At 57.8% G+C, this 12,524-nt stretch carries 12 protein-coding genes; 3 read left to right on the forward strand and 9 right to left on the reverse strand.

What is annotated here, in order from left to right; all coding sequences use genetic code 11:
• Positions 1-36: 36 nt before the first annotated feature.
• Positions 37-525, reverse strand: a complete 489-nt coding sequence (locus tag Q4P78_RS06890; protein WP_303339626.1) for a ribose-5-phosphate isomerase — start codon at positions 523-525, stop codon at positions 37-39.
• A 280-nt stretch (positions 526-805) separates the two neighbouring features.
• Between Q4P78_RS06890 and pepN the strand changes: the two genes are divergently transcribed.
• Both pepN and Q4P78_RS06900 read left to right on the forward strand, forming a co-directional pair.
• Complete coding sequence (gene pepN / locus Q4P78_RS06895) at positions 806-3,355, forward strand: aminopeptidase N (protein WP_303339627.1); 2,550 nt, start codon at positions 806-808, stop codon at positions 3,353-3,355.
• 246 nt (positions 3,356-3,601) lie between these two features.
• On the forward strand, positions 3,602-4,636 hold the full coding sequence (locus tag Q4P78_RS06900; protein ID WP_303339628.1) for a GDSL-type esterase/lipase family protein: 1,035 nt from the start codon (positions 3,602-3,604) through the stop codon (positions 4,634-4,636).
• Between the two features lie 116 nt (positions 4,637-4,752).
• On the opposite strand, the gene Q4P78_RS06905 is transcribed toward Q4P78_RS06900, so the two are convergent.
• Together Q4P78_RS06905 and Q4P78_RS06910 are read right to left on the reverse strand one after the other, a co-directional pair.
• Positions 4,753-5,244 (reverse strand): cyanoglobin, encoded by a 492-nt coding sequence (locus Q4P78_RS06905; RefSeq protein WP_303339629.1) that lies wholly within the window; start codon positions 5,242-5,244, stop codon positions 4,753-4,755.
• Positions 5,245-5,271: 27 nt separating this feature from the next.
• A complete protein-coding gene (locus Q4P78_RS06910; protein WP_303339630.1) occupies positions 5,272-6,003 on the reverse strand; it encodes a transcriptional regulator in 732 nt (243 codons plus the stop codon).
• Positions 6,004-6,158: 155 nt separating this feature from the next.
• Here Q4P78_RS06910 and Q4P78_RS06915 point away from each other — a divergent pair, with 155 nt between their 5' ends.
• On the forward strand, positions 6,159-7,130 hold the full coding sequence (locus Q4P78_RS06915) for an acyl-CoA thioesterase II (protein WP_303339631.1): 972 nt from the start codon (positions 6,159-6,161) through the stop codon (positions 7,128-7,130).
• A 319-nt stretch (positions 7,131-7,449) separates the two neighbouring features.
• On the opposite strand, the gene Q4P78_RS06920 is transcribed toward Q4P78_RS06915, so the two are convergent.
• The 6 genes from Q4P78_RS06920 to Q4P78_RS06945 form a co-directional block, all read right to left on the reverse strand.
• A complete protein-coding gene (locus tag Q4P78_RS06920) occupies positions 7,450-7,875 on the reverse strand; it encodes an MmcQ/YjbR family DNA-binding protein (RefSeq protein ID WP_303339632.1) in 426 nt (141 codons plus the stop codon).
• Between the two features lie 7 nt (positions 7,876-7,882).
• Positions 7,883-8,743 (reverse strand): aldo/keto reductase, encoded by an 861-nt coding sequence (locus Q4P78_RS06925; RefSeq protein WP_303339633.1) that lies wholly within the window; start codon positions 8,741-8,743, stop codon positions 7,883-7,885.
• A 152-nt stretch (positions 8,744-8,895) separates the two neighbouring features.
• Positions 8,896-9,462, reverse strand: a complete 567-nt coding sequence (locus Q4P78_RS06930) for an HdeD family acid-resistance protein (RefSeq protein WP_303339634.1) — start codon at positions 9,460-9,462, stop codon at positions 8,896-8,898.
• Between the two features lie 431 nt (positions 9,463-9,893).
• Positions 9,894-11,573, reverse strand: coding sequence for an energy-dependent translational throttle protein EttA (gene ettA, locus Q4P78_RS06935; protein ID WP_303339635.1), 1,680 nt, complete (start codon positions 11,571-11,573; stop codon positions 9,894-9,896).
• Between the two features lie 408 nt (positions 11,574-11,981).
• Positions 11,982-12,260, reverse strand: a complete 279-nt coding sequence (locus tag Q4P78_RS06940; protein ID WP_303339636.1) for an antibiotic biosynthesis monooxygenase — start codon at positions 12,258-12,260, stop codon at positions 11,982-11,984.
• A gap of 33 nt (positions 12,261-12,293) precedes the next feature.
• Complete coding sequence (locus Q4P78_RS06945; protein ID WP_303339637.1) at positions 12,294-12,494, reverse strand: hypothetical protein; 201 nt, start codon at positions 12,492-12,494, stop codon at positions 12,294-12,296.
• Between the last annotated feature and the right edge of the window lie 30 nt (positions 12,495-12,524).

Consider the following 12,524-nt stretch of genomic DNA (forward strand, 5'->3'; position numbering starts at 1 on the left):
AGCTTACGTTAGTCGCACCACCTACCTGTCCCTTATTTATGCGTCAATGTGCTTTCCGGTGATAGCACCGGTCTGCTCATATTCACCCAGCTGCGCAATGCGGCGGGCGTGACGCTCCTCTTCCGTCCACGGTGTGGAAAGAAAAGTCTTAATAATTTCCAGCGCCTCTTCCTTAGAGTGCTGGCGGCCGCCCACTGCGACGACCTGCGCATTATTGTGCTCACGAGCCAGAGCAGCGGTGTCGTGGTTCCACGCCAGAGCGGCACGAATACCCTCAACCTTATTAGCTGCCATCTGCTCACCATTGCCAGAGCCACCGAGCACAATACCCAGAGAATCCAGACCGGCTTCACGGTCGCGCTTGACTCCCAGAGCCGCATTAATGCAGAAGCTCGGATAATCATCCAACGGATCGTACTCAGCGGGGCCGTGATCCACCATCTCATAGCCTGCAGCACCAAGCTGCTCAATCAGGTAGTGGCTCAGCTCCAAACCAGCGTGGTCGGTTGCGATATGTACGCGCATGGGTACTCCTTTAGACAATGGGCGTGTGCCATAAAAACCATACGGCGGGCACAGCTATAACTTTAGCTTACAGGGTGCACATTTTCATAGCTGAGAGCATAAAAATATGTTTCTGTCCACACCCCGCACCCCGTGCAGTTTTTCCATAGAGAGCACCGCACCCCGAACAGCGGGCTATCTAGGATAGAATCGATAGTGAGAAACACATCAATCCACGGGACTGCACAGCGCACCGCATACACCTGTATATGCGGCGCGGCACCCCAGACGAAAGGCACCCATGCCCGGTTTGAACCTAACCCGCGATGAAGCACGCGAGCGCGCACGCATTATTACCCGCGTGCACAGCTACCGCGTAGACCTGGATCTGCCCAAGGATAAGGACACCTTCTCCTCCACCGTCGAGATTCGTTTTGACGCGCTGGCTGGCGAAAGCACCTTCCTAGATGCCATTACCTCCAGCGTGAAGTCCATTGTCCTCAACGGCGAAGAACTGCCGGTAGATTTGGCGGACGGCGAGCGCATCCAGATTCCTTCCCTGGCAGCTGAGAACACCCTGCGCATTGAAGCAGAAATGTTCTACACCAACACCGGCGAGGGCCTGCACAAGTTCGTTGACCCCGCCGACGGTGAAGTGTACCTCTACTCCCAGTTCGAAGTGCCCGATTCCCGCCGCGTATTCCCCGTCTTTGAGCAGCCCGATCTGAAGGCTGAATTCCAGTTCAATGTGCGCGTACCCTCGCACTGGGTGGTTGTTTCCAACCAGCCCGAAACCAGTGTGGAGCCCAAGGAATGCGGTTGTGGTCAGGCAAACACCTGGCATTTCAAGCCCACCCCGCGCATGTCCTCCTATATCACCGCTATTGTTGCCGGCCCCTATGAGAAGGTCACCAGCGAGCTGACCAATTCCGAGGGCCGCGTGATCCCCCTGGGCGTGTACGCACGCAAGTCCCTCATGCCCTTTGTGGACGCCGAGGATATGTTTGAGCTGACCCGTCAGGGCTTCGAATTCTACGAAGAGCAGTTCAAGACCCCCTACCCCTTCGAGAAGTACGATCAGCTTTTCGTGCCCGAATTCAACGCGGGCGCTATGGAAAATGCGGGCTGCGTGACCTACCTGGAGAGCTTCATTTTCCGTTCCAAGGTACCCGAAGCTATGGTTGAGCGCCGCGCTATTACCGTGCTGCACGAGCTGGCGCACATGTGGTTCGGCGATCTGGTGACCATGGAATGGTGGAATGACCTGTGGCTGAATGAGTCCTTCGCGGAGTTCATGTCCACCCTGGCTGCTGCTGAGAACACCCGCTTCGCTCCCGAGGCGTGGGCTACCTTCTCCGCATCCGAGAAGACGTGGGCGTACCACCAGGATCAGCTCTCCTCCACTCACCCGATTGTTGCACCCATCCGCGATCTGCAGGATGTTCAGGTGAACTTCGACGGCATTACCTACGCAAAGGGTGCTTCGGTGCTGCGCCAGATGGTGGCGTGGGTTGGACAGGAGAACTTCATGGCGGCGCTGAAGGCATACTTCGATAAGCACGCCTACTCCAACACCGTGCTGGATGACCTGCTGGTTGAGCTGGAGGCTGCTAGCGGCCGCGATGTGCGCGCGTGGAGCGCCAAGTGGCTTGAGACCGCTGGCGTGAACACCCTGCGCACCGAGCTGGTTGAGGGCGCTAACGGCACCATTGAGTCCCTGGCTATTCGCCAGTCCTACGCTGAGGGTTATGAGACCCTGCGCCCGCACCGCGCGGTGCTCGGTTTCTACAACCTGGTGGACGGCAAGCTGACCCGCACCGACCGTATTGAGCTGGATATTGACGGCGAACTGACTCAGGTTCCCGAGGCAGCCGGCAAGGTGCGCCCGGATCTGCTGCTGCTCAATGATGAAGACCTGGCGTACGCGAAGGTCCGTCTGGATGAGCGTTCGGTGCAGACCGCTATCGCTCACCTGGGTGATATTGATTCCTCCGTGGCTCGCGGCGTGGTCTGGGGCTCCCTGTGGGATAGCGTGCGCGATTGCGAGCTGCCCGCCCGCAGCTATGTTGACCTGGTGCTGAACAATATCGGCAAGGAGACCAACTCCACCGCTATGCGCACCCAGCTGGGTAATCTGGCAACTACTCTCTTCTCCTTCGTGGCTCCCGAGGCTGCTGAAGAGACCCGCAACCGTGCTGCTGACCGTCTCTGGCAGCTGGCTACCGCAGCCGAAGCTGATTCGGATGCTCAGCTGCAGCTGGTTCAGGCGTTTATTCGTTCTTCCCGCACCGATGAGCAGTTCGATATTGTTGAGCAGCTCTTTAAGGGTGAGCTGGCTCTGGAGGGTCTGGCTATTGATACCGATCTGCGCTGGGCTCTGGTGTGCCGTCTGGCGGTTGCCAACCGCATTGACAACGCTCTGATTGATGCGGAGCTGGAGAAGGACAATACCTCCACCGGTGCTCAGTACGCAGCTCAGGCGCGCGCGTCCTTCCCCTCCGCCGAGGCGAAGGCAGCAGCCTGGGATTCCGTGATGGTAAAGGGCGATCAGTCCAACCATATTCAGCGTTACACCATTGCAGGTTTCAAGTCTGGCAAGCCGGAGAATATTGCAGCCTACATTGAGCCCTACTTCGAGCTGGTTGAGGGTGTGTGGCGCTCGCGCAGCCATGAGATTTCCATGCAGGTTATTGGCGGTATGTACCCGGTTCCGTACACTGCGGCTCTGCTGGAGCGTACCGAGGCATATCTCGCTTCTCTGCCGGAGGACACTGCAGCTCTGAAGCGTCAGATTGCTGAGGCTCGCGATGACGTGGCACGTTCGCTGCGCGTTCAGGCTGCGGATATCTAGTCCCTTCAGCCGCTGAGCTCAACACCCGGGGTGCTTGCACGATGCTGCGAGTACCCCGGGTTTTGCGCCTTCTGCAGGCCCTGCTCAGAGAGGCTTCGAATGCCGGTATGAGGATGTTTTGCCTTTTGGGCGTGTTTTCTTCCCTCCAAAGACCCGCGCAGAGTACGATTATGGGTAGATGGTCATGGGTGCGATCCATGGCGTAGAATAAGAAGAAACACTCTCATCAAACACACTGATTGATTTATGGATCCCAAACACTCCAAGATTATTGCCGGTTCAGCCATTGGTGCGGCTGCCGTTTTTGCTATGGGCGCGACCCTGTTCTACCGTCCTGCTTCTACTTCGCCGGTGGCTGATATTCCGCTAGCGTCTACGAGCGCAACTGCGGCTACCACTGCCATTCCGCCGGGAGGTAAGCAGACTCAGGCGCCCTCTACCGAGGCTCTGACTGAGAAAGATATTCTAACCATTGGTGACTCCCAGGTGTGGGCGAAGTCGTGGGTTAGCCTGGGTATTAAGGAAGCAGGTTTCACCCCTCGTCTGTACCGTTGCAATGGCGTGGGCTTTGTGACCAGCACCAAGGACTGCTACTCCTATTACGAAGGCATTGTGAATAAGCATTGGGCACTGCCCACCGGCACCCCGCGCGCAATTTACATTAACGCCTCCGGCAATGACTTGAACCATAGTGTTGAAGAAGTCTCCAATGCTCAGCGCGCTGTGATTACGGCTCTGAAAGAACGCTACCCCAATTCCACGATTCTGCTGGCGGGTGTGGTCTCTTCGAATAATGACACTCACGCTAAACGTCGAGAGTACAGCGAAGCAACCCAGAAGGTCGCCGAGGAAATGAACGTCAAGTACGTTGACGTGACCGGTTGGCAGTCCCTGTTCCTGAGCAGTGAAGATTTGATCGATAATGTTCACTTGCTTGATGAGGCGCAGCATAAGCTAGCAGACCCCCTGGCACGTAAGATTAAGCAGCTGCTGGGTCTGGCACCCGCCGAGACGACTGAACCCACCCCGGTGGAAACGGAGTCTCCTACCCCGGAGCCGAGCGAAAGCCCTGAGGAGACCCAGTCCCCAACCCCGGAGCCGAGCGAGTCTGAGACGCCCAGTGAGTCCCCGAGCCCGGAGGCGACCACCTCTTCTCCCACTCCAAGCCCGACTCCTTCTACCACGACGACTCCGGCTCCGGTACGTACCACCACGCAGGCACCTGCTCCGACTCAGCGCACTACTCCGGCGCGCGGTGCGCAGAATACAGCAGCACGCTAAAGCCTGTACGTCGCCTCTATAACACATAAGAGCCCGTCTGAATCATTCAGACGGGCTCTTATATGTTTTCGCTATATTCCTTGCGCAGCCCTATAGTCTGTGCTGCAGCTAGAAATCTAGTAGCTATTCTGCATGGCACGCGCCGCGCGCTCGAAATAATCCCACATTACGTCATCGAGCATCATGGGAATATCCATGGTGTCCATGGCAGCACGCATATGTTTGAGCCAAATATCGCGCTCTTTAACGCCAATCACATAGGGGTTGTGGCGTAGGCGCAGGCGGGGGTGCCCACGCTCCTCCTGGTAGGTGGAGGGACCACCGAAATACTGAATCAAAAAGAGCTTGAGTCGGCGCGCCGATGCTTCAAAATGATCCGCATAGCGAGAATCAATGGCTTCTCGTTCTTGGGCGCTCAAGTGCTCCGGTGGGAAGAGGTCTTCTTCCGGGTACATGGCGGCAAACTCGGTGTCTTGCTGCACCCTGCGGTAGAACTCTCGGGTGAGCTGCTCAAAGAATTCTTCACCACCCAGCTGCGCATAGATGCTGTGCTGTTCTCCGGGGTGGTTTGCGCGCGCATTTTCTTCGGCGCTGCGGTGTTCACTCATGATGTATTGTTCTCCTCTGCCGTTATTTTAGCGGCGTACCAGCACGTGGCCGCCGGGTGCTGCAATACGCAGCCATTCGCTGCGATCCCCCGCAACATATATCGGCAGGGTGTTTTGAGTACCCGTCATGAACCCGAAGGCGGTCAGGGCGAAAGCGGCGCCGGTGGGCACGTTGATGCCGTCGAGTTCCGGCAGGTGTTCCAGGATCATGGGTGAGGACCAGATACGCGAACGCACGGTGGCGAGCACCGCGTGCCCGGGGTTCTCGGGTAGTGCTTTTTCGACCGCGGCGATGCCTTCGCGGCTGGCGCGTTGGAATTCTTCGGCGTCTACGTCGGCAAGTTTCTGCCAGCCGGTCATGGGGGTTGCCTGTCCTGCCCAGGGGGCGTTCATAGTAACGGGCGGCAGGTAGAGTACCATGCCGGAGTCTTCAATGCGTGCCAGGCGGTCGAGGAGCGCTTGGGCTTGCACCACAATGTCCAGGGTTGAGGGGGCGCCCAGGTGCAGGGCGCGCATGCCGAGAATGATCGGGGTGGTGTCGAAGAGGTCCTCGGGTGCCAGGGAGCAGGCAAATGCCGCGAGAACATTTCCGCGTGCGCTCAGTCGGATAGCGGCGTTGGGGTCGATAGCTTTGGCGCGGGAGATGTAGGTGGCAAAGTCTGCGGCGGCGGCGCGTCCTGCCGGTGTGTCGGGCAGGATCAGGTAGGGTTCGTCGATGCCTTCGTGCGGGTTGTATTTGAGCTCAATGCGCTCTGCCATGGTTCTCCTTCGCTGCTGCGCCCTGCCTATTGTGCCGGCAGGGTGCGCCGATGCTGCGTGTTTGCTTTTCAAGACTACCGCGCGCGCAGGGTGTTTGCCAGGTGTATTTCGCAGCGGGCGTGATGGCTTGTGCGCACTCTGCGTACAATAGAAGCATGACTGTTCCCCATATTTCTGCTGATACGACCGCTAATTTGGTGCGCATGCTTGATCTGACTCCCGCTGCTTCTTTGGGTGGGGATGATAGTTTTAGCGCTGTGACGCTCACGCGTGAGTCTCCGCGTACTTTTGGTGGTCAGGTGTTGGCGCAGGCTTTGGTGGCAGCTCAGCGTACGGTGGAGGGTAAGCAGCTGCACTCGGTGCACGGTTATTTTTTGCGTCCGGGTGATATTACGAAGCCGCTATATTATGCTTCTCAGCGTTTGAATGATGGTCGTTCTTTTGCGACGCGTCGTGTGCAGGCTTTTCAGGAGCCGGGCGAGCGTCCTGTGTTTGCGCCGGGTGCGGAGGTCTATGAGGATCCTCAGGCTATTTTTTCGGCAATTGCGTCTTTTCAGCTGCCCGCAGCGGGCGTGGAGCATCAGCTGCCGGTGATGCCGCGGGGTCTTCCCGATCCGGAGTCTCTGCCGCGTGTGAGTGATTATTTGGGGCAGGTTCAGCACCCGGTGGCGCAGGCGGTGGCGTGGGAACGCCCGATTGATATTCGCTATGTGAGTGCTCCCCTGTACACTCAGCCGGATGATTCTTCGACTGAGCCGCAGGCTGTGGTGTGGTTTAAGACCTTTGACGAGCTGCTCAACCCTGATGGTTCGCCGGTACCGCCGGTGTACCATCAGGCGGCCATTGCGTACGCCTCGGATTATTTGCCACTGGAGCCGGCTCTGCGTGCGCATTCGAAGTTCTGGTTGCAGCCGGGTATGAAGAGCGCGTCGCTGGATCACGCCATGTGGTTTCATCGTCCGGCGCGGGCTGACCAGTGGCTGCTCTATGTGTTGGATTCGCCCAGCGCTCAAGGTGGCCGTATGCTTTCTCGCGGTTCTATTTTTACCGCTGACGGGCAGTTGGTGGCTACGGTGGCTCAGGAGATGATGTTCCGCCTGCCGGAGTTCGCGCCGACGTCGTCTTAGGGGCAAACATTGCGCTATAGCGTAGACACTCTGAGCTCATAGCCTCTGAACCGACAATAATGCGTCTGCACGCAGGTGACTATTTCTTTCACCTGCTGGCAGACGCATTTTCTCTATGGTTTATAGAGCAGATTTCGCCGTGATAGTGAGCATAGAACCTGCCTGCGGGCATAGAAAAACGGGGATATGTGCCAGCGGTTTCTAGCGGATGCCTTATTTCAGCACTCCCACTGGGGTCACCCCGTTTATCTACCGTCACTATAGCATACAGCCACAGCACCACGCACCAGAGCACGCGAGAAACACTGCAAATGTGCCTCTACACTGTGGGTGGCGTGTACGCACGGAACTCCACCGGGCGGGCATGTTTGGGCAGCGCATACATAATCCGCAGGTAGGCGTCTTCTACCAGGGCAGCTAACGCGTCCCTGTCCATTCCGGGGCCGGCCGCCACCGAAATCCAATGCCTTTTCGACATATGCCAGGCGGGGCTTACGCTCGGGTAGATACGCAGCAGCACCGCCAGCTCGTCCGGATCGGTTTTCAGATTCACGATCGGTTCAGCCGCCCCGTCTGGTGTCGGCCGGAAGGCCGTCATTGCGAAAATCTTTCCACCCACCCGGTAGACGGTCACCTCCGGGTGGCGCCCAAAAGGCGAGTCAACAGTGACCAGGGGATGCTCCATCGCCAGGGCAGCCGCCACCTCGTGTAGCGTGCCGGCGGTGAGGGGTTCTTCTTCAACCATCCGTGCCCTAGTGTTCGGTGTTGCGACGGCTAAAGCTGGCGATCCATTCCACACGGTGCGGGTCATCATGATCAAAAAATTGAGATTCCCCGGTATCCAGGGCTGCAATAGCCTGCATATCGGCTGCATCCAGCTCAAAATCGAATACGTTAATATTGGCCGCCATGCGCTCTGCAGAAACGGTCTTGGGAATCACCACAGCTCCGCGTTGCAGCGACCAGCGCAACGCCACCTGCGCTGCACTCTTGCCGTAGCGTTCACCAATGGCGGTTAGTACAGGGTTAGTGAAGAGGTTATTTTTACCTTCGGCAAAGGGCGCCCAGGCTTCTACCTGTACCCCGCGGCTGGCCATATATGCCAGTTCGTCGGCCCGCTGGTGGAAGGGGTTGAGTTCAATCTGGTTAACGGCCGGGGTGACCGTGTTGAATGCGCTCAAATCTGCCAGGCGGCCGGGGAAGAAATTACTCACACCAATGGCGCGAATACGGCCCTGTTCGTAGAGTTCTTCCATGGCGCGCCAGGCACCGTAGTAGTCGCTATAGGGCTGGTGAATCAGGTACAGGTCCAGGTAGTCGGTGCCCAGCTTCTGCAGGGAGCGTTCAAAACCGGCTTTGGCGCCCTCATAGGAGAAATCAGAGACCCATAATTTAGTGGTGAGGAAGATATCTTCACGCGGCACGCCGCTCTTGGCGATGGCGGCACCCACCGCCTGCTCATTGCCGTAGATGGCGGCGGTGTCCAGCAGACGGTACCCGGCGGCAAGTGCGTCGGTGACGGCGCGTTCGCATTCGGCTGCGTCGGGCACCTGGTAGACGCCGAAGCCCAGCTGGGGCATCTGCACCCCGTTGTTGAGAGTTACATAATCCATGTTTCTACCCTACCGGGTTGGTCCGGGCTTAGACAACCATGATGTGTGTGGCTGGTGCTCCAGGCTGTTCGGTATAGAGCCCGGGTAGGCCAAAAGCCCGGGCGCTGCAAAGCCCGGCGAGTATTCCCGCCGGGCTTGTGCGTTCTCTAGGTTTAGAGATCGATGATTTCGCTCGGGCTCTGCGAGGAGTTCTTCTTGGAGCCCAGGGAGGAGGCAAAAATTACCAGGTTGAACACGCCGAAGGCCAAGAAACCGAAAGCAACCAGCCACACACCCACAGTACCGAAGAAGAGCGGGAAAATCACCATGAGCACACCCAGAATCAGGGGCAGCCAGGCGGTCCATTGGATGCTCTTGCCGGCGCGGTAGTCCAGGTACTTGGCGCGCTGACCGACCATCAGGCGCAAGATAGCGTCAACAATCAGCCAGATACCGATCACGGTGGGCACCAGAGCTGCCTGCTCTGCGGCGGTGTTGCCCATCAATACCACACCCAGCAGCAGGGTGATAATGGCGTTTGCCAAATCCCAGCCGCTACGTACCGGTGCGGGCGTGGTGAAATAACCGATGAGGCTGACGATACCGCTACCCAGAATCAGCAGGGAAATGAAGAAGCCCAGGGCTGCTAGCTGCAGGCCGGGGGTGGCGAACATAAAAATAGCCGAACCCGCAAAGAGCAGGCCCAGTACCAGGGGGAACCAACGAATATTGGTCGACATATACGTCCTTATCTGTGTTTATTCTAGCTTTTCTATTCTACGCTTGACCTGCCCCTTTGCACAGAGAGTCTATTCAACCCTCTTGCCTAAGCACAGTGGAAAGTATCTCGATCCGCCGCACTCTGCCAGACTGAGAAGCCTCACCGGGGTGCACAAAAACACCCGCCGCTCTCCCCTGCCTCCAGGAAGATGCAACGGGTGCTGAACGCTATAAAAGTTGAGGCAGCCTAAAAGAGGGCTGAAGGCACCCCAGCGCCGTAAGGACGGGACGAGCTGCCGGAACGCCTTTATGGCATCCCGCAACCCGTCATGACTACCGTTTAGCATGCATCCTATGCGCAGCGCGGTACCTCAACGTAGTACAACGAACGAGCTGCCAAACACTTTAATAGTATTCAGCAGCTCGTCCATAACCTCAGTACCAGTTAGTACTAGCGGGTCAGCTTACGATGAACCACACGGTGAGGCTTCGCAGCCTCAGGGCCCAATCGCTCTACCTTGTTCTTCTCATAGGACTCGAAGTTACCCTCGAACCAGTACCACTGGTCGGGGTTCTCTTCGGTGCCTTCCCACGCGAGAATGTGGGTTGCTACGCGGTCGAGGAACCAGCGGTCGTGGGAAACGACCACGGCACAGCCGGGGAATTCCAGCAGCGCGTTTTCCAAGGATGCGAGGGTTTCCACGTCGAGGTCGTTGGTGGGCTCGTCGAGCAGCAGCAGGTTACCGCCCTGCTTGAGGGTCAGTGCCAGGTTCAGACGGTTGCGCTCACCACCGGAGAGCACGCCTGCCTTCTTCTGCTGGTCCGGGCCCTTGAAGCCGAATGCGGAGACGTATGCGCGTGAGGGCATTTCGACCTGGCCGACCTGAATGTAATCCAGACCGTCGGAGACGACCTCCCAGAGGCTCTTCTCGGGGTCGATGCTATCGCGGTTCTGGTCAACGTAGGAGATCTTGACGGTTTCGCCAACCTTCAGGTTGCCGCCGTCCAGATCCTGCAGACCCACGATGGTCTTGAACAGAGTGGACTTACCCACGCCGTTGGGACCGATCACGCCCACAATACCGTTGCGGGGCAGGGAGAAGGACAGGCCGTTGATCAGGGAGCGGCCATCAAAGCCCTTCTGCAGGTTTTCAGCCTCAATCACCACATTACCCAGGCGGGGTCCGGGCGGAATCTGAATTTCTTCGAAGTCAAGCTTGCGGGTCTTTTCAGCTTCGGCAGCCATTTCTTCGTAGCGTGCCAGTCGTGCCTTGGACTTTGCCTGGCGACCCTTAGCGTTGGAGCGGACCCAGTCGAGTTCTTCGCTCAGGCGCTTAGCCAGCTTAGCGTCCTTCTTGCCCTGAACTTCCAGGCGGGAGCGCTTCTTCTCCAGGTAGGTGGAGTAGTTGCCTTCGTAGGGGTAGAGGTTACCGCGGTCAACCTCAGCGATCCATTCTGCCACGTGGTCGAGGAAGTAACGGTCGTGAGTAATCGCGATGACTGCGCCTTCGTAGGACTGCAGGTGCTGCTCGAGCCAGAGCACGGATTCTGCGTCCAGGTGGTTGGTGGGCTCGTCGAGCAGCAGCAGGTCGGGCTTCTGCAGCAGCAGCTTGCACAGTGCTACTCGGCGGCGTTCACCACCGGAGAGGTGGGTGACGGGCATATCTGCCGGGGGGCAACGCAGGGCTTCCATTGCCTGTTCCAGCTGGGAGTCCAGGTCCCATGCATTTGCTGCGTCGATTGCTTCCTGCAGCTTGCCCATTTCTTCCATGAGCGCGTCGAAGTCAGCGTCGGGCTGTGCCATTTCAGCGGAGATTTCGTTGAAACGGTCGAGCTTGGACTTGATGTCGCCTACGCCTTCTTCAACGTTGCCCAGGACGGTCTTTTCTTCGTTCAGGGGCGGTTCCTGCATGAGGATACCGACGGTGTAGCCTTCGGAGAGGCGTGCTTCACCATTGGAGGGCTGGTCCAGGCCCGCCATGATTTTCAGGATGGTGGACTTACCTGCGCCGTTCGGACCGACCATACCGATCTTGGCGCCGGGGAAGAACGACATGGTGACGTCGTTGAGGATGACTTTGTCGCCCACGGTCTTGCGGGCTTTGATCATCTGATAAATAAATTCTGCCATGCTCTCTATTTTACCGTGATGTGCAGGTGCCTGTTCAAGGTTGGGGCGTGCTCTGTCTCATGTCTGGACGATTCGATCCGCTTTGGGCAGTGTAATCGAAAAAAGGGGCAAGGAATCTCGGGTGAGCGGCATATGCTCGCGCGAGATTCCTTGGTGTCCCTGGTTACCCGGTGCGTTGCTCTTTCAAGAATCGTAGTTAGCTGTTCCCGCTACCCTCGGGTGCGGGCGGGGCGGCTCAAGGTCTTGATGATACGCACAGTATTCATCTCCTTGGTGATAGGAAGAGGGTGGGTATCCCTATCCGGTGGTTTACCCACCCTCATGATGGTTAGGTGTACGTGGTTCACGTACTTTGTGGAGTGTGTTCGGTGATTGCTGCGGGATAACTCCCGCGTAGATCACAAGCTTTTAGCCTTTGAAAACCAGTTCAAAGCTCTCAACTCCGTCGTCGTGGGAGACCACGGTGGAGGGGTCTTTGGAGCCGCGGGCTGCAGCATATGCTCGGTAGCTTTCTTCATCCGCCCAGCGGGTTATGGCGTAGTAGTCGGCGCCTTCTTCATAGGGGCGCCAGAGTTCGAAGCCTTCGTACCCGGGTGCGTGTTCGCCAATGCGTGCGGCGAATCGCTTCTCGAGTTCGGCGTGGTCTGCCGGGGCGACTGCCAGCTTGTGAATCTTAATAATGCTCATAGACGTCTCCTCTGATATGCGCTGTGTTGTGCTTTAGCGGTTTCCGTAGCCGTGACGATGTTCGGGGTGCATATGCGACTTGGTCTTGGAGAACCACTGGTTCCCCTTGAGGTTCCGGCTGCGTTTCTGGTTTTCTGCCACGATGGGCAGGCTTGCGGTGGCGGGCTGAACGTGGCGGTCAATATCGCGGTGTTCGCCCTTGAGGTGCAGTTCCTGATTCTTCTTGGCGCTCATGGAGTGCTCCTTTTCGAATGGCACCCGCAG

Source organism: Rothia sp. (in: high G+C Gram-positive bacteria) (assembly GCF_030540545.1).
Classification (GTDB): Bacteria; Actinomycetota; Actinomycetes; order Actinomycetales; family Micrococcaceae; genus Rothia.